The following is a 15,902-nucleotide window of genomic DNA, read 5'->3' as shown; positions in this document are numbered from 1 at the left end:
TACCCCCGTCTGCGGGGAAGGAAACTCCTGCCTTCCGACGGTTTTGCATTGCAGTGGACACAGCGACGAAACACCACCGCCACGAGGCATTCGTACAGTCGCCGAGTCGGACTCCGCACACACCAGGTGCGGAGCGCACCTTGCCAAGGGGTAGCCATGAGTGGAAATACCGTCCGCCTGCAGGCGATCAAAGACGTCGAGGCGTACGTGCCGCCTGCGGTCAGCTTCGTCGGAGACGAGAAGCCGGGCGAGATATTCGGTGAGAACGTCTTCAGCAAGGTCGTCATGCAGAAGCGACTGCCCAAGTCGGTCTTCAAGTCGGTGATGGCCACGATCGACAAGGGCAAGAAGCTCGACCCCATGGTGGCCGACGCGGTGGCGTCGGCGATGAAGGACTGGGCTCTGGAGAAGGGCGCAACGCACTACGCGCACGTCTTCTACCCGCTCACGGGGTTGACGGCCGAGAAGCACGACAGCTTCTTCGATCCCGTCGGTGACGGCAGTGCGCTCGCCGAATTCGCAGGCAAGACGCTGATTCAGGGCGAGCCCGACGCGTCGAGCTTCCCCAACGGCGGCCTGCGCAACACGTTCGAGGCACGCGGATACACAGGCTGGGACGTCACCAGCCCGGCGTACGTCCTCGAGAACCCGAACGGTAACACCCTGTGTATCCCGACGGTGTTCGTCTCGATGACCGGTGAGGCCCTCGACCACAAGACGCCGCTGTTGCGTTCGCAGCAGGCGATGGGCGGACATGCCGAGCGCATCCTGAAGCTGTTCGGACACGAGAACATCGAGAACATCGTCTCGTTCTGTGGCCCGGAGCAGGAGTACTTCCTCGTCGACCGGCACTTCTTCCTGGCCCGTCCCGACCTGCTCAATGCAGGTCGCACCCTGTTCGGCTCGAAGCCGCCCAAGGGTCAGGAATTCGACGACCACTACTTCGGTGCCATCCCCGAGCGCGTGCTCGGCTTCATGATGGACACCGAGCGTGAGCTGTTCAAGCTCGGCATTCCTGCCAAGACCAGGCACAACGAGGTAGCACCCGGACAGTTCGAGATCGCGCCGATGTTCGAGCGCGGCAACATCGCGGCCGATCACCAGCAACTGTTGATGACGACGTTCAAGACCATTGCCAAGAAGCACGGCATGGAGTGCCTGTTCCACGAGAAGCCCTTCGAGGGCGTCAACGGCTCCGGCAAGCACGTCAATTTCTCCCTCGGCAACTCCGACCTGGGATCGCTGCTGGTGCCCGGCGACAACCCCCACGACAACGCGCAGTTCCTCGTCTTCTGTGCCGCCGTCATCCGCGCGGTGCACAAGTACGGCGGTCTGCTGCGCGCATCGGTGGCGTCGGCGACCAACGATCACCGCCTCGGTGCCAACGAGGCTCCGCCCGCGATCATCTCGATCTTCCTCGGCGATCAGCTCGCCGACGTGTTCGACCAGATCGCCAAGGGCGCAGCCACATCCTCGAAAGGCAAGGGCACCATGATGATCGGTGCCGACACCCTGCCCGTACTGCCGACCGATCCCGGCGACCGCAACCGAACCAGCCCGTTCGCCTTCACCGGCAACAGGTTCGAGTTCCGCGCCCCCGGTTCGATGCAGACCGTCAACGGCCCGATGGTCACGATCAACACGATCATGGCCGAGGCGCTCGACTACATGGCGACCAACCTCGAAGCGGCCGTCGCTGACGGCACCGATTTCGACACCGCCGTGCAGAATCTGCTGACCGAGATCATCACCGAACACGGCGCGGTGGTGTTCAACGGCGACGGCTACTCCGACAACTGGCAGATCGAGGCCGAGGCACGCGGCCTACCGAACCTGCGTACGACGCTCGACGCGTTGCCGGAGTTGATTTCCGAGTCGGCGATGGAACTGTTCGAGAAGTACAAGGTGTTCAACCACCGAGAGATGCACTCGCGCTACGAAATCGGGCTCGAGCAGTACGCGTTGACGGTGTTCGTCGAAGCGCGGTTGACGCTGGAAATGGGTCAGACATCGATCCTTCCCGCTGCACTGCGCTACCAGACGGAATTGGCGCAGAACGTCAGTGCGCTCAAGGGCGCGGGCGTCGACGACGTGGACATGACTGCGCTGCACGCAGTCTCGGCTCCACTGTCGGAGCTGCGGGCAGCGTTGGCGACATTGAAGACCGCCCTCGAAGCGAATCCGGGCGGCGACGCTCTGGCCGAGGCCACCCACGCCAAGGACGAACTGTTGCCTGCGATGGCGGCTGTCCGTTCTGCGGCCGACACCCTCGAGGCAATGGTGGCCGACGATCTCTGGCCGCTGCCGACGTACCAGGAGATGCTGTACATCCTGTGAGTGAGCAATGTCTCGGATCGGAATAGCTTCATGGATCTCGGTCGTTCGAGTGATCAGTGGCAAGTACTGTGCACGCACTCGTAAGGAGATAGAGAACCATGAAGTTGTTTTCCCCGTTGACGCTCGGTGACCTGAAGCTCGACAACCGGTTGGTGATGGCTCCGCTGACGCGGGTGCGCTCAGGACGTGACGGAGTGCCGGGTCCGCTGGTGGTCGAGCACTACAAGCAGCGGGCGTCCCTCGGTCTCATCGTCAGTGAAGGCACCTACCCGAGCCATGCGGGCCAGGGCTTCCCCGGTCAGCCCGGTCTGGTGACCGACGAGCAGATCGAGGGGTGGCGCAATGTGGCCGACGCAGTGCATGCCGACGGCGGGCTGATCTTCGCTCAGGTGATGCATGCCGGGCGCGTGACCCACGAGGCGACGACGGGTGGCCGTGAGGTCGTCGGCCCCAGTGCCATCGCCATCGACGGCGAGACTCACACGTACGAGGGAAAGAAGGCGTACCCCACCCCGCGTGCACTGCGGGAGGACGAACTGCCCTCGGTGATTGCCGATTTCGTACAGGCCTCGAAGAATGCGGTCGCTGCCGGTATGGACGGCGTCGAGGTTCACGGTGCCAACGGTTACCTGTTGCACGAGTTCCTTTCGCCCGCCTCGAACCAGCGTGACGACAAGTACGGCGGTTCGCCGGAGAACCGGGCGCGGTTCGTGGCCGAGGTGGTCGAGGCCGTGGCCGCGGCACTCGGAGCCGGCAAGGTCGGCATCCGCATTTCGCCCGAGCACAACATTCAGGATGCGCTCGAGACGGACTCCGACGACGTGCGTGCCACCTACCGCGCGCTGGTCGAGCGGCTCGCGCCGTTGGGTCTGGCGTACCTCAGTGTGCTGCACAAGGATCCGTCGGGCGAGCTGGTACAGGATCTGCGGCAGGCGTTCGGTGGTGCCGTGCTCGTCAACAGCGGCTTCGGTGAGATCACCACTCGCGACGAAGCGCTGTCGCTGCTCGACGACAACGTCGGCGACGCCATCGTGGTCGGACGTCCGGCAATCGCGAACCCCGATCTCGCGTACCGCTGGCGTGAGGATCTTCCGCTGAACGAGCCGGACCAGAGCACGTTCTACACCGACGGTGCCAAGGGCTACACGGATTACCCGGCTCTGCAGCACTGAGTGCTTCGCAGTGGTGTGGTTATGCGCCTGCGGGCGCGCAGGAGTGAAGCCTGCGGAACGACCCGAGAACAGAGCCACACCACTGCGCGGAGGGCACTCAGAAGTCGGCGGTCTTGCGGGCGCGGATCTTGCTGACGATCGAGAACACCACGGCGATGATCATCAGTGCGTAGAGCACGATGGTGATGCCGCTACTGACCAGAATCGACGGGTCGCCCTCGCTGACGGCCAGCGCGCGTCGAAGTGATTCCTCGGCGAGTGGGCCGAGGATCACGGCGATCAACACCGGTGCGAGCGGAATGTCGTAGCGCCGCATCATGAATCCGACGATGCCGAGCCCGAGCATGAAGATCAGATCCACGATCGACGCACTGGACGCATAAACGCCGAGGGCGGCGAACACCGAGATACCCGCGTACAGGTAGTTCTTCGGGATCTTCAGCAGCTGCGCCCACAGTGGTGCGAACGGCAGGTTGAGGATCAGCAGCACGATCATCGCCAGGAAGAGGCTGGCCAGCAGGGCCCAGACGATGTCTCCACTGCGCTCGAACAGGAGCGGTCCGGGTTGCATACCGTACTGCTGGAACGCTGCGAGCATGATCGCCGCCGTGGCGGACGTCGGTAGACCCAACGCCAGTAGCGCTCCCATGGCCGTACCGGCCGTGGAGTTTCCGGCCGCCTCGGGTCCTGCCACACCACGAATGGCACCTTTGCCGAACATCGGCTTCTCGCGTTTACGATCGAGCCGACGCTCGGTGCCGTACGCCAGGAAGCTCGGCACCTCAGCGCCGCCTGCTGGTATGACGCCGAACGGCACACCGAATGCCGTCCCGCGTAGCCAGGCCGGGAGTGCTTCGCGGAACTCCGCCTTGCTCAGCCACGGTCGTCCCTGCGACTTGATCAACGACCGATCCTCGGGCCGCCCGATCTTCGACGCGATGTGGATGACCTCACCGAGGGCGAGCATCGCGACGGTGATGACGACGATGTGGATGCCGTCGAACAGGGCAGGTACCTCGAAGGTGAATCGTGAAGCCCCCGACGGACCGTCGATACCGATCACGGCCAAAGTGAGACCGATCAGCAGTGCGGTCAGACCTTTGAGGGCGGAGTCCGAGACCACCGCCGAAGTGGCGATGAACGCGAACACCGCGAGTGCGAGATATTCGGCGGGTCCGAAGTTGGTCGCCAGCGCCGCAAGCGTCGGTGCGAAGAACACGACCAAGGTCGTGGCGATCATGCCACCGATGAACGACGCGATGGCCGAGGTCGCCAAAGCCTGTGGGGCGCGGCCGTTCTTGGCCATTCGATGTCCCTCGAACGTACCGGCGATGGCGGTGCTGTTGCCGGGGGTGTTCATCAGGATGCCCGAGATGGAATCGCCGAACAGGCCGCCGAAATACACTCCGGCGAACATGATCAGCGCCGCGGTGGGGTCGAGAGTGAACGTGACCGGCAGCAGAAGCGCCACCGCCATAGCAGAACCGAGTCCGGGTAGCACGCCGACGGCGGTGCCGAGCAGTGCGCCTACGAACACCCACACCAGGTTCATCGGAGTCAGCGCGGTGCCGAACCCGTCGAGAAGATTACTCAATGAATCCATCGGAAATTCAGCTCCGTCAGAAGATCTGGGCGAGAACGCCGCCGGGCAAGGTCAGGCCGAGGCCCGCGGAGAATACGATCTGGACGGCGCTCGAGACCAGCAGTGCGACTGCCGCGTCGAACACGTAACGGCGACCACCCAATCCGACCGAGACACCCCAGAAGAGGATGGCACCGGCGAGAACCCAGCCGAGCGGGTCGAGGAGAGCGATGAACACTGCCACCGATCCGACGGTGATCGACAGGGTTCGCCAGTTGCTGACGGTACCGGTGTGCGGCACGCCGTCGTCGTCGACGCCGCGATCGATGACGTCTGGCTTGACCATGAGTTGGATCGTGACCAACACGGCGACCACGAAGCAGCCGCCGGCGACGATGGCCGGAAAGACCTGCGGGCCAGGGGAGGTGGCGGTGGGAGGAACATCCATCGTGATGGTTCCGTAGACCAGGAATGCGCCCAGTGCGACGAGCAGTGCCGGAACGATCAGGCCGCTACGGCCCGTCCAGAAGGAGCGGGAGGTTGCGGTGTCGGGAGTCGTCGTTGTCATACCAGCCCCAGCTCTTCCAGAATTCCGGTGATACGTGCCTGCTCGACCTCGAGGAATTCCCCGAATTCGTCTCCTGTGACGACCGATTCCTTCCAGCGGTTTCGGTCGACGGCCGTCGCCCACTGCTCGGTCTCGACCATCTCGGTGACGATGTCGACGAGCGTCTGCCGGTCCTCGTCCGAAATCCCGGGCGGCGCAACGATTCCGCGCCAGTTCACGAGGTCGACGTTGTAGCCCTGTTCGATGAACGTGTCCACGTCGAATCCCTCGAGCGGCTCGGGCGCGGCCACGGCGAGGGCACGCACGTTGCCGGCTTCGATCTGATCGCGGAAGTCGTTGAATCCACTGACCGCGACGCCGACGGTGTTGGACAGCAGCGACGTGAGTACCTCACCGCCGCCGGAGTAGGCGATGTAATTGATTGCGGCCGGATCGATGTCGGCTTCCTGGGCCAATTGGCCCGCCACGATGTGGTCGATGCCGCCGAGCGACCCGCCGCCGATCGGCAGGCCACCGGGGTTCGCTCGCCATGCCTCGATCATGTCCTCGAGATTCTGGATCGGCGAGTCCTTCGGGACGACGAACACCTCGAAGTCCTCGGCGAGCTTGGCGATCGGCACGGTGTCGGCCAAGGTGGTGTCGGAGTTGTTGATCGCGATGCCGCCGAGCATGACGGTGCCGGTGATCATCACCGTGGTGGGCTGACCGCTGAGGTTCTCGAGTTGGCTCAGGCCGATCGTGCCGCCGGCCCCTGGAACGTTGACCACCTGCGCGTTGTTGACGATGCCATCGCTGCGCAGCGCTTGCTGCGACTCGCGGGCGACCAGATCCCAGCCGCCGCCCGCAGCAGCCGGAGCGATCAGTGTCAGTTTGGCTCGGGCATCGGAGCCGCTGGCACTGCGAGCGGCGTCGATACCCGCCACGGTCACCGCTCCCACCACCGCCAGGGCACCGACTGTTCGAAGCAACGTGGGCGGTATCGCCATCAGAGACCTTTCGTGTGGTGTGTCACAGCGTCAGGTTAGATACAGTTTGTCCGATTAGTCCAGTTCACAACATCGAGGTCGATCTTCGGTGGATTCGAGCAACGGGAGAGACCGTGTCTTCAGCGAACACAGCGGTAGGCAGCGCAGTGGCAGTAGCGATGAGCAACACCCCCGAGGGGCAGGAAGCGTTGCGGCGCGGTGCCGCGGAGGCAGAGCTGCGTCGGACCGAGCTGATCGTATTGTCCGTGGTGGACCGCGATTCCGTATCGGCGGAAGACCGTAGCGCGGCGCAGGCCGAGGTGGAGCGGACTCTCCCCGGAACTGCGACGACTGTGCGCGTCGAACCGGATGGCGGCGACCCGGCCGGCGCACTGGTCGATCTCGTCGCCGACGTCGGTGCGGGGATGCTCGTCATCGGGTCCAAGCGCAGATCGGCGGTCGGCAAATTCCTGATGGGCAGCACGGTGCAGCGCGTTCTGTTGGACAGCCCGGTCCCCGTCCTCGTCGTGAAAGCGCCGTGACCCGGTAGTATCGGACAAATATCCCACCACTCGACCTCGAGGAATCATGGACAGCGATAAACCCGGGCCGGACACGGCTCCCCGCACTACAGCTACTACGTGCGAGGCGGTGTCCGGCGAATGAGCGTTCTGCTCACTCTTCTGCTCGGCCTGCTCGTCGTTTTTCTCATCACCGTCGCAACCGGTTACTTCGTTGCGCAGGAATTCGCGTACATGACCGTCGACCGGTCCCGGCTCAAGGCGCGTGCCGAGGCCGGCGACGCCGTCGCAGCTCGCACGCTGACCGTCACCAAGCGGACCTCGTTCATGCTCTCGGGTGCACAGCTGGGTATCACGGTCACCGGCCTGCTTGTCGGCTACGTCGCCGAACCGCTGATCGGGCAGTCGTTCGGAGCGATACTGGGCGGCGTCGGTGTTCCGACAGCAGTCGGTGTCGGCCTCGGTGCCGTTCTGGCGATCACGTTCGCGACGTTCGTACAGATGCTCTTCGGTGAACTGTTTCCGAAGAACTTCGCCATCGCCCGCCCCGAGCCCGTGGCTCGATGGCTCTCGCTGTCGACGACCATCTATCTCAAGCTCTTCGGTTGGCTCATCACCATTTTCGACCAGTCGTCGAACCTGTTGCTCAAAGCATTCAAGATCGAGCCGGTGCACGATGTGGAACATTCGGCGAGCCCACGCGACCTCGAGCACATCGTGTCGGATTCGCGGGAGACCGGGGATCTGCCCGACGAGCTGTCGACGCTGCTCGATCGCATTCTCGACTTCCCTACGCGCAACGTCGAACACGCCATGATCCCGCGTTCGCGTGCGGCGACGGTCCGCGACACCGACACCCTCGGTGAGGTGAAAACACTGATGGGCCAAGAGCATTCTCGATACCCCGTGCTCGACGAGGCCGACGGAATCGTGGGCGTGGTGCATCTGCACGACGTGTTGGCCTCCACCGCGCCGGATTCGACCCCCATCGCAGACCTCACCCGCGATGCGCTGATCCTTCCCGAGATGCAGAGCCTGCCCGACGCGATGCGCGAGCTGCGGGCGACACGGAACCAATTGGCTTGTGTCATCGACGAATACGGTGGTCTCACCGGAGTGATCACCATCGAGGACCTGGCCGAAGAGCTCGTCGGCGAGATCACCGACGAGCACGACGACGGCGTACTCGACCCGAGCCCGGTCAGCGCCGACGACGGCAGCTGGACGATGGCAGGGGAGGTGCACGTCGACGAGGTCGAGCGCGCCATCGGCGTCGACCTCCCCGACGGTGACTACGAGACCATCGCGGGATTCGCCATCGCCCATCATGGTTCGCTACCCGACATCGGGACCCGTATCGAGGTCGATCTGCCGCCGGACAACGCGGACCTCGCCAACGACGACGAGTCGCCGATTCGATTCGTCACGATCGAGGTGCAGGAGATCGACAGTCACGTGCCGTCACTACTGACCCTCACCATCGACGAGCGGACAACCGAGCACGACGAGAATTCGGCCGAGTCCGATACTGCAGGAGCGCACCGATGAGCAACCTCTGGGTCTTTCTGGCCGTCACCATCGGTCTGATCGCTGCGAGCGCCTTCTTCGTTGCCGTGGAGTTCGCACTTCTTGCGGCCAAACGGCATCGCCTCGAGGATGCTGCCCCCAACTCGCGGGCGGCGCGGGCTGCTCTGCGCAGCTCCTCGGAATTGACGGTGCTGCTCGCCGGATCGCAGCTCGGTATCACCGTCTGCACCCTCGCGCTCGGCGCGACCACCAAGCCTGCGGTGCACTACTGGCTCACGCCGCTGTTCGAGAGCATCGGCCTGCCCTACTGGTTCGCGGACGTCCTCGGCTTCGTCCTGGCCCTGATCATCGTCACGTTCCTGCACTTGGTCGTCGGCGAGATGGCTCCTAAGTCCTGGGCCATCGCACATCCCGAGAAGTCGGCAACGATGCTCGCAATCCCCATGCGCGCGTTCATGTTTCTCACGCGTCCGGTGCTGACGGCCCTGAACAACATGGCGAACTGGTGCCTACGCAAGGTGGGCGTCGAGCCGGCCGACACCGTCGGCACCGGGCAGAACGCAGACGACCTGCGTCAGCTCGTCGAGCACTCGGTCAACGTGGGAGCCCTGGACGCCAGCTACCAGGCGCAGATATCCGGGGCATTGGAATTGCAGGATCTGACCGTCGGTGACCTGGTGGCCGGAAGTGGCGCGCCGACGTCGGTACCGTCGTCGGCGTCGATCGACGACGTGCGGGAGGCGTCCCGGATCAGCGGCCATCTGCGCATCCTCGTCAGTGACGACGACGTAGTGAAAGGTGTTGTGCACGTGAGGGATACGTTGACCGAGCCGGAGTATCTCGCCGAGATCACCCGCCCGGCCTACACGCTGGATCGGACGACACCGGTCTACGTCGCCCTGCAGTCGATGCGCGAGACCAGACATCATCTGGCGCTGGTCGTCGAACCGTCGGCCGAGGCGGGTGACAGTGCGCGCACTATCGGCGTTGTCACCCTGTCGGATGTGTTGACGCGGCTGCTGCCCGAGCCTGTCTGATCTTCGGTCACCCCATACGAATCATCCCCGCCCGGCCAACGCGGCCGAGCGGGGATTTTTCGTGAGCACCGGATCCGAATGTCAGATCGGGGCGATGACCAGAAGGTGTGCCCAATACGACGCGACGTCGTGGCCGAGTTGGGGGAGCAGAACGTCGTAGAGCAGGTAGGACATCATTGCCGTCGAACTCCTTGTTCAGCGGGCCGTCACCGGCTCGCGTACCGAGACTGTAGTCAGTGAGACTGTAGATCAACCTGGGCCCGGCGGCACTGATATGGCCTGCGCAAGTCGTGTTTCACCCCGACGACGACGGGCATCAGCCGATGCAGCCCTGCAGGGTGGTGAAGCTTCCGGCGAAGCCGGCACCGTTGCAGGCGGCACCCTCGGGGGTGAGGGTTATCGTCGAGCCCGGCGCAGCCACGGCGATCGACAGTCCGAGGCCGGCCGCAGTGTTCTGCGCGATGGCACCGGGACCGAAGGCGATCGCAGCAGGCGCGCCGCCGAAGCCGGCGTTGCTGACGGCAGTTCCGCCGTTGAGACCGAGGGCCAGTGCCGCCGCGTTGTTCATCGCCTCCGCCGAGCCCCATCCCTCGAGGCCGACTCCTGCTGCGGCACTTGCGCCGTCTGCGGAGCTGTCGCACTGTGAACCTCCGACGAGCGCGGCGACGTCGGCCCCTCCGGGTGCCGTGGTGCAGGCGACCGGTGCGGCCGAGGCCGTGCCGGGCACCAGGGCCGCGAAGGTACAGGCGAATCCGAATGCTGCTGCTCCGCCGAGAATTCTCTTGGTATGGAACATGGTCGATGCCTCCAAGATTTGGCGCAGGCACCGGGCGTGCCGCGCTCCTGCGGTTGCCGGATCGACATGCTCGTGCGCCCCGACGACCTTCCTCGAGTGTTACCCCGTAGCGACGCGCTCAGAGATCCGCATGGTCACGAATGCATCTCGGTATGATCACAACGCGGTAAACAGCGTTCCCCCACCCTCGGTGCTTACGATGGCTCCATGATCGGACGTATCGACGAGGTCGTATTCGACTGCACGGAACCGGCTGTGCTGGCCCGATTCTGGGCGGGTGTGCTCGGTGGTCAGCCCGTCGTGCGCGACGACTCGTGGCATTTCGTCGATGTTCCCGGGTTCACCCGGATGGCGTTCCAGCGAGTGCCCGAGGGTAAGTCCGGCAAGAATCGACTACATCTCGACGTGGACGTTCCCAGCATCGACGTTGCCGTCGAGCAGGCAGTAGGTCTGGGTGCGACGGCGGTGGGGGACCGGAACACCACTGCGGCCGGGTCGTTCCAGGTGCTACTCGACCCCGAGGGCAACGAATGGTGTGTAGTGACGCCCCCAGCTGACTAGCGGGCGTCGTGCTCGGCGCGTGCTTCGAGCACGGCAGGCATCGAGCCCTCGATCAGTTCGATGAGGTCGGTCAACCGTGATCCGACCTCACGTCCGAGCGGGGTGAGGCTGTATTCGACCTTGGGCGGGATGGTCTCGAGCACGGTACGCACGATGAGGCCGTCGCGTTCGAGGGTCTGCAGCGTCTGTGCCAACATTCGCTCGCTGACGCCGTCGACGCGTCGGCGCAGGGCATTGAATCGGTAGTCGCTCTCGGTGAGGGCCGCCAGGACGAGCACTCCCCACCTGCTCGTCGCGTTCTGCAGTGTCTGCCGTGACCCGCATTCCCGTGCGAAGACGGATGCTTCGAGAGATTCGACGGCCTCGGACATTTCTCCATGTTAACGCAGGCCGTACCGGCAGCGCTAAATTTCGATGTTGCACTGCACGAAAAGTAAGTGCATGATGAAACGGAACTTGATACTTCAACCTCGGGAGCGTTTTCCATGACCACAGCCATCACCGGAGCGACAGGCAATCTCGGCGGGCTCGTCGTCGCCGCACTCATCGATCGCGGCGTCGCGCCTGCCGACATCGTCGCCGTCGTACGCAACGCCGACAAGGCGGCCGCACTCGCCGAGCGCGGTGTGGTGGTACGGGTGGCCGACTACAGCGACACCGACGCGCTGGCGTCTGCGTTCGCGGGTGTCGAGAAGGTGCTGTTGATCTCGGGATCGGAGGTCGGCCAGCGAATTGCTCAGCACAACAACGTCATCGACGCCGCCGAGGCAGCCGGGGTGAGCCTCGTCGCTTACACGAGCGTGCTCGCTGCCGACACCTCCGGCATCAGCCTTGCGCCGGAGCACAAGGCCACCGAAGAGCGATTGACGGCCTCGCCGATTCCCGCTGTGTTTCTGCGTAACGGCTGGTACTGGGAGAACTACTTGGGCTCGCTCGGCCAGGCCATCGACAGCGGAGTGTGGCTGGGTGCAGGCGGGAACGGCAAGATCGCCGCTGCCTCTCGCGCCGACTACGCCGCCGCTGCCGCGGCTGTGCTGACTCTCGAGAACCAGGGCGGGAAGATCTACGAGCTCGGCGGGGACGAGCGCCTGACCTATGCCGAACTCGCGGACGTTCTCGCCGGCATCTCCGGGAAGCCGGTCGTCTACAAGGATGTCACCGAGTCGGAGTACGCCTCGATTCTGCAAGGCGCAGGACTGCCCGATTTCGTGGCGACCATGCTGGCGAGCGCGGATGCCGGTATCTCCCGCGGGGAACTCGACACCGATTCCGGTGACCTGCAGGCATTGATCGGCCGCGCGTCCACCCCGGTCGCCGAGGTGTTCCGCTCCGCGATCTGACGGGATACACGGGGCCCCGTATGCCACTTGTAGCGTGGGCCCCGTGAAACTCACCTCGACCCGCACCCTGTTCCTGGCCGCCACCACCTCACTCGTCCTGTTGACGGGTGCATGCAGTTCCGACTCGGATTCTGGGACGTCGCAGACGACGTCCTCGGCGACGTCCTCCACCGATGCGACGGCTTCGAGTAGCTGCCCCACGGGCACACCCGACCCGTCGGCCACCCCGGAGTGGACATTGGCAGGCGACACCGGCAGCATCGCCGTCACCGGATCGACGGATACTGCGGCACCGGCCGTCGACGTCGAAGCCCCGTTCAGCGTCGCCGAGACGCAGGTGAAAACGCTGAAGGCCGGGGACGGCCCGATCGTCGCCGACGACGCGAACGTGTCCGTCTGCTACCTGGGCGTCAACGGACGCGACGGATCGACGTTCGACAGCAGTTTCGAGCGCGGCGCACCGGTCGAGTTCCCACTGACCGGCGTGGTGGCGGGCTTCCAGAAAGCCATCGCCGGACAGACCGTCGGCTCGACCGTCGCCGTAGCGGTGACGTCGGCCGACGGTTACGCGACCGGCAATCCGGCAGCCGGAATCGAGCAGGGCGACAGCCTGATCTTCGCTATCTCGATCCTGTCCGCGAGCTGAGTGCCTCCGGCAGTGGCGTGGTTATAAGCCCTCTGCGGCACATAACCACGCCACTGCGGCTCCGCCGCACTACACGGTCGAGAGCTGCTGAATCGTCGTCGCGCCGCCCGGGGTGGGCGTCGTGGTGATGAAGTTCGAGTCGTAGCCCAGCGATTCGACGACGCTGCGGATCTCGCGGAACTGCTCGACGCTGACGTCGGGCGTGCGCTTGAGCACGAATCCGGACGTGCGGCTGGGGCTTCCGACGAACGCCCACGAGTAGTCGTCTGCGATGTAGGCCACGATGTAGTTGGTCGGCCCCTCCTGGCTCTCCTGCGTGGGGACGCCCGGGAAGCTCACGTGCAGTTGGGCTTTGGTGACGGTGTCGTTGACCCGAGCATTGCCGACGATGCGGTTCTCACCGCCGGTCCAGGTGGTGCAGGTGTTCTCGACGCGAATGTTTAATTCGTCGATCATCTGGTAGTTCGCCTGCGTGTCACGGGCGCAGATCAGGTTGAACGGCTGCGGCACCGCGGCAACCTGGTTCCACGTGCCCAGGTACCGTTCGACATCGAGTGACGGGATCGGAGCCAGTGGCTCAAGACCGACCGACCCCAGAGGGCCGACCGGTTGCGCTTGCGCCGGGGCCGCGCCGAGCAGGGCACCTGCGGCGACTGCTCCTGCAATTGCGGTGCGGCTCAACATCGTACGTACCTTCATGAATTTCGCTCCTTGGTTGCGGTCGTCTCGTTGTCGATCGTGCTCGGCCACCAAATCCCCGGGCCGATGAGGGTGAACAGGGCGGGAATCACGACGGTGCGTACCACGAAGGTGTCGAGCAGAATGCCGAGGCCGACGATGATTCCCAACTGGGTGAGGGTGATCAGCGGTAGGACGCCGAGGACGCAGAACACTGCTGCCAGAACGATTCCCGCGCTGGTGATGACGCCGCCGGTGGCCGAGACCGCCCGCACGATCGCAGATCTGGTGCCGTGCCGAACCGTCTCCTCCCGGGTCCGCGTGACCAGGAAGATGGTGTAGTCGACACCGAGGGCGACGAGAAACAGGAACGCGAACAGGGGAGTGTTGTCGTCGAGCGCGGGAAAGCCGAAGACGTGCAGACTCACCCAGCTACCGATACCGATGGCGGCCACGGCACTCAGGACCGTGGTGGCGACGAGAATCAACGGTGCGACGACGGCGCGAAGCAGTATCAACAGCACGAGTAGGACGACCGCCAGGATCGCCGGTATCACCACGATCCGATCGCGGGCGGCAGCGTCGGTGGTGTCGAGTGCTTTGGCGTCGCTGCCGCCGACTCGTGCGTCGTCGACACCCGCAAGGGCGGACCGAAGGTTCTCCACGACGGTGAAGGATTCGTCGGAGGCGGGGGCAGCGTCGGTGACCACCGACAGCCGGGTCAGTCCGGTACCGGAATCAGCGACCCGATCCACCGAGACGACGCCGTCGACGTCCCGGACGGTGGCGACGACGCCGTCGATATCCGAGGTGGGTGCGAGAACCGTGATCGGGTCTGCGGATCCGGCCGGAAAGTGTTGCGAGAGAGTGTCGAATCCTTCGACGGATTCGGCGGTCACCCGGAATTGCTCGGTCTGCGACAGCCCGATCTGTGTGCCGACCAAGGCCGCGCAGCATGCGAGCAATACGGCGATGGTGATGGAGGCGGTCGCCACCGGACGACGAGCGACACCGGCGGCCACCGAATGCCAGACGCCCTCGGTGGTGGTATCGCGATCGGACGGCTTGGGGACGAAGGGCCAGAACAACTTCGGGCCGCACAGTGCCAACAACGGAGGCAGTACGAACAGCACGAACACCGATGCGACGACGAGGCCGGCCGCGGCCAGCGCTCCCAAGCTGCGAGTGCTGGGGAGGATGGCCAGCAACAGAGTCAGCAGTGCGAGGACAACGGTGGCATTGCTGGCCAGGATGGCCGGTCCCGCGTTCCGGACGGCGTGGCGCAACGCGAGCCGGTGATCGGACTCGCGGCGGAGTTCCTCGCGGTAACGAGAGATCAGCAGCAGGGCGTAATTGGTGCCTGCGCCGAACACGAGCACGCTGGTGATCCCCGAGGTCGAGCCGTCGAACGACAGCCCGGTCGCCTCGGCGAGGGCCGTGCCGACGGTGGAGGCGAACCGATCGGCGAAACCGATGACGGCAAGCGGAACCAACCACAGAATGGGCGATCGATAAGTGGCGATGAGGAGCACTGCCACCACGAGTGCGGTGACGGCGAGCAACGTGAAATTGGCCCCGGAGAACGAGTTGGCGATGTCCGCTCCGAATGCCGGCCCGCCGGTGACCTGGGCGTTGAGATCGGACGGTAGGCCGACCGTCGCCGCGGATCGGAGGCTTGTGATCAGGTCGTTCAGGGTGAAGCCGGACAGTTCCGAGTTCACCTGAACGAACGCGATTGCGGCCTTCCCGTCCGGTGCGACGATCGGAGGGGGTCCAGGTTCGTCGGTCACCGACCGGTCGACGGTGAGCAGCCTGGCCTGCGCAGCAGCGGCTGCCTCGATATCGGCCGGGGTCAGGTCACCGCCATCGACGCGGCTCAGAACGAGGATCACCGGTGCGGTGTCGGAGTCCGGGAACTGGGAGAGCAGCTCGTCCACCTGGTACGACTCGGCGGATGTCGGCAAGGAGTTCGGCGACTGACCGGCAGAATCGTTGCTACCGACGAGCCCGATCACGGCAATCGAGAGAATAAGAATGGCGAGGGCGAGCGCCCACGATCGACGATGCGTCACGGCCGCGGCGATGCGGTCCCAGGCTGCGGTGGTCTCGGTACGGGTGCTGTCCACGAAGAAACAATCTCATTTACTTAGATATTAAGCAACTGAATCTCTT

The 15,902-nt window shown here is 64.6% G+C and carries 15 protein-coding genes; 8 read left to right on the top strand and 7 right to left on the bottom strand.

Features of this window, described 5'->3' with window-relative positions; genetic code table 11:
- Nucleotides 1–156 precede the first annotated feature (156 nt).
- The gene (locus JLZ96_RS08665) at nucleotides 157–2,337 is read left to right on the top strand and encodes a glutamine synthetase III (RefSeq protein ID WP_027495760.1); all 2,181 of its coding nucleotides are present in this window, start codon (nucleotides 157–159) and stop codon (nucleotides 2,335–2,337) included.
- Between the two features lie 98 nt (nucleotides 2,338–2,435).
- A complete protein-coding gene (locus JLZ96_RS08660; protein ID WP_201009857.1) occupies nucleotides 2,436–3,509 on the top strand; it encodes an alkene reductase in 1,074 nt (357 codons plus the stop codon).
- 97 nt (nucleotides 3,510–3,606) lie between these two features.
- Here JLZ96_RS08660 and JLZ96_RS08655 read toward each other — a convergent pair whose 3' ends face one another.
- The 3 genes from JLZ96_RS08655 to JLZ96_RS08645 are packed head-to-tail and all read right to left on the bottom strand — an operon-like array spanning nucleotide 3,607 to nucleotide 6,645.
- Nucleotides 3,607–5,112, bottom strand: coding sequence for a tripartite tricarboxylate transporter permease (locus JLZ96_RS08655; RefSeq protein WP_032366793.1), 1,506 nt, complete (start codon nucleotides 5,110–5,112; stop codon nucleotides 3,607–3,609).
- Nucleotides 5,113–5,128: 16 nt separating this feature from the next.
- The gene (locus tag JLZ96_RS08650; protein ID WP_032366792.1) at nucleotides 5,129–5,659 is read right to left on the bottom strand and encodes a tripartite tricarboxylate transporter TctB family protein; all 531 of its coding nucleotides are present in this window, start codon (nucleotides 5,657–5,659) and stop codon (nucleotides 5,129–5,131) included.
- Nucleotides 5,656–6,645, bottom strand: a complete 990-nt coding sequence (locus JLZ96_RS08645; RefSeq protein ID WP_032366791.1) for a tripartite tricarboxylate transporter substrate binding protein — start codon at nucleotides 6,643–6,645, stop codon at nucleotides 5,656–5,658. Before JLZ96_RS08645 ends, JLZ96_RS08650 begins: the two co-directional genes overlap by 4 nt.
- 113 nt (nucleotides 6,646–6,758) lie before the next feature.
- On the opposite strand from JLZ96_RS08645, the gene JLZ96_RS08640 reads away from it, so the two are divergent.
- The 3 genes from JLZ96_RS08640 (at nucleotide 6,759) to JLZ96_RS08630 (ending at nucleotide 9,709) form a co-directional block, all read left to right on the top strand.
- Nucleotides 6,759–7,166, top strand: coding sequence for a universal stress protein (locus tag JLZ96_RS08640; protein ID WP_236253864.1), 408 nt, complete (start codon nucleotides 6,759–6,761; stop codon nucleotides 7,164–7,166).
- Between the two features lie 120 nt (nucleotides 7,167–7,286).
- Entirely contained in the window at nucleotides 7,287–8,693 is a 1,407-nt protein-coding gene (locus JLZ96_RS08635; RefSeq protein WP_094695501.1) for a hemolysin family protein, read from the top strand.
- The gene (locus JLZ96_RS08630) at nucleotides 8,690–9,709 is read left to right on the top strand and encodes a hemolysin family protein (RefSeq protein ID WP_032374841.1); all 1,020 of its coding nucleotides are present in this window, start codon (nucleotides 8,690–8,692) and stop codon (nucleotides 9,707–9,709) included. The genes JLZ96_RS08635 and JLZ96_RS08630 overlap by 4 nt, the downstream gene beginning before the upstream one ends.
- A 316-nt stretch (nucleotides 9,710–10,025) precedes the next feature.
- On the opposite strand, the gene JLZ96_RS08625 is transcribed toward JLZ96_RS08630, so the two are convergent.
- Nucleotides 10,026–10,505 (bottom strand): DUF6764 family protein, encoded by a 480-nt coding sequence (locus tag JLZ96_RS08625; protein WP_032386402.1) that lies wholly within the window; start codon nucleotides 10,503–10,505, stop codon nucleotides 10,026–10,028.
- A gap of 207 nt (nucleotides 10,506–10,712) precedes the next feature.
- On the opposite strand from JLZ96_RS08625, the gene JLZ96_RS08620 reads away from it, so the two are divergent.
- Complete coding sequence (locus tag JLZ96_RS08620) at nucleotides 10,713–11,066, top strand: VOC family protein (RefSeq protein WP_032386401.1); 354 nt, start codon at nucleotides 10,713–10,715, stop codon at nucleotides 11,064–11,066.
- Here the strand turns inward: JLZ96_RS08620 and JLZ96_RS08615 are convergent.
- Nucleotides 11,063–11,437, bottom strand: a complete 375-nt coding sequence (locus tag JLZ96_RS08615; RefSeq protein ID WP_027495770.1) for a helix-turn-helix domain-containing protein — start codon at nucleotides 11,435–11,437, stop codon at nucleotides 11,063–11,065. The two genes, JLZ96_RS08620 and JLZ96_RS08615, sit on opposite strands and share 4 nt — an antisense overlap.
- 114 nt (nucleotides 11,438–11,551) lie before the next feature.
- On the opposite strand from JLZ96_RS08615, the gene JLZ96_RS08610 reads away from it, so the two are divergent.
- Both JLZ96_RS08610 and JLZ96_RS08605 read left to right on the top strand, forming a co-directional pair.
- Nucleotides 11,552–12,406, top strand: coding sequence for an SDR family oxidoreductase (locus JLZ96_RS08610; protein ID WP_032386400.1), 855 nt, complete (start codon nucleotides 11,552–11,554; stop codon nucleotides 12,404–12,406).
- Nucleotides 12,407–12,440: 34 nt separating this feature from the next.
- Nucleotides 12,441–13,052 (top strand): FKBP-type peptidyl-prolyl cis-trans isomerase, encoded by a 612-nt coding sequence (locus tag JLZ96_RS08605; protein WP_080730137.1) that lies wholly within the window; start codon nucleotides 12,441–12,443, stop codon nucleotides 13,050–13,052.
- A gap of 69 nt (nucleotides 13,053–13,121) precedes the next feature.
- Here JLZ96_RS08605 and JLZ96_RS08600 read toward each other — a convergent pair whose 3' ends face one another.
- Together JLZ96_RS08600 and JLZ96_RS08595 are read right to left on the bottom strand one after the other, a co-directional pair.
- Entirely contained in the window at nucleotides 13,122–13,751 is a 630-nt protein-coding gene (locus JLZ96_RS08600; protein WP_201009856.1) for a lipocalin family protein, read from the bottom strand.
- Nucleotides 13,748–15,802 (bottom strand): MMPL family transporter, encoded by a 2,055-nt coding sequence (locus tag JLZ96_RS08595; RefSeq protein WP_230591164.1) that lies wholly within the window; start codon nucleotides 15,800–15,802, stop codon nucleotides 13,748–13,750. Before JLZ96_RS08595 ends, JLZ96_RS08600 begins: the two co-directional genes overlap by 4 nt.
- Nucleotides 15,803–15,902 lie beyond the last annotated feature (100 nt).

This window comes from Rhodococcus sp. NKCM2511, from assembly GCF_014905595.1.
In the GTDB taxonomy this organism is placed as follows: Bacteria; Actinomycetota; Actinomycetes; order Mycobacteriales; family Mycobacteriaceae; genus Rhodococcoides; species Rhodococcoides fascians.
The sequence above is the reverse complement of the archived record's forward strand: the minus strand, read 5'-3'. Positions and strand labels throughout refer to the sequence as shown.

Excerpts from the sequence above, each read along its gene's own strand:
- JLZ96_RS08615 (WP_027495770.1), bottom strand. The coding sequence starts at position 11,437 with ATGTCCGAGGCCGTCGAATCTCTCGAAGCATCCGTCTTCGCACGGGAA.
- JLZ96_RS08635 (WP_094695501.1), top strand. The coding sequence starts at position 7,287 with ATGAGCGTTCTGCTCACTCTTCTGCTCGGCCTGCTCGTCGTTTTTCTC.
- JLZ96_RS08665 (WP_027495760.1), top strand. The coding sequence starts at position 157 with ATGAGTGGAAATACCGTCCGCCTGCAGGCGATCAAAGACGTCGAGGCG.
- JLZ96_RS08645 (WP_032366791.1), bottom strand. The coding sequence starts at position 6,645 with ATGGCGATACCGCCCACGTTGCTTCGAACAGTCGGTGCCCTGGCGGTG.
- JLZ96_RS08630 (WP_032374841.1), top strand. The coding sequence starts at position 8,690 with ATGAGCAACCTCTGGGTCTTTCTGGCCGTCACCATCGGTCTGATCGCT.
- JLZ96_RS08600 (WP_201009856.1), bottom strand. The coding sequence starts at position 13,751 with ATGAAGGTACGTACGATGTTGAGCCGCACCGCAATTGCAGGAGCAGTC.
- JLZ96_RS08625 (WP_032386402.1), bottom strand. The coding sequence starts at position 10,505 with ATGTTCCATACCAAGAGAATTCTCGGCGGAGCAGCAGCATTCGGATTC.
- JLZ96_RS08610 (WP_032386400.1), top strand. The coding sequence starts at position 11,552 with ATGACCACAGCCATCACCGGAGCGACAGGCAATCTCGGCGGGCTCGTC.
- JLZ96_RS08655 (WP_032366793.1), bottom strand. The coding sequence starts at position 5,112 with ATGGATTCATTGAGTAATCTTCTCGACGGGTTCGGCACCGCGCTGACT.
- JLZ96_RS08650 (WP_032366792.1), bottom strand. The coding sequence starts at position 5,659 with ATGACAACGACGACTCCCGACACCGCAACCTCCCGCTCCTTCTGGACG.
- JLZ96_RS08660 (WP_201009857.1), top strand. The coding sequence starts at position 2,436 with ATGAAGTTGTTTTCCCCGTTGACGCTCGGTGACCTGAAGCTCGACAAC.
- JLZ96_RS08620 (WP_032386401.1), top strand. The coding sequence starts at position 10,713 with ATGATCGGACGTATCGACGAGGTCGTATTCGACTGCACGGAACCGGCT.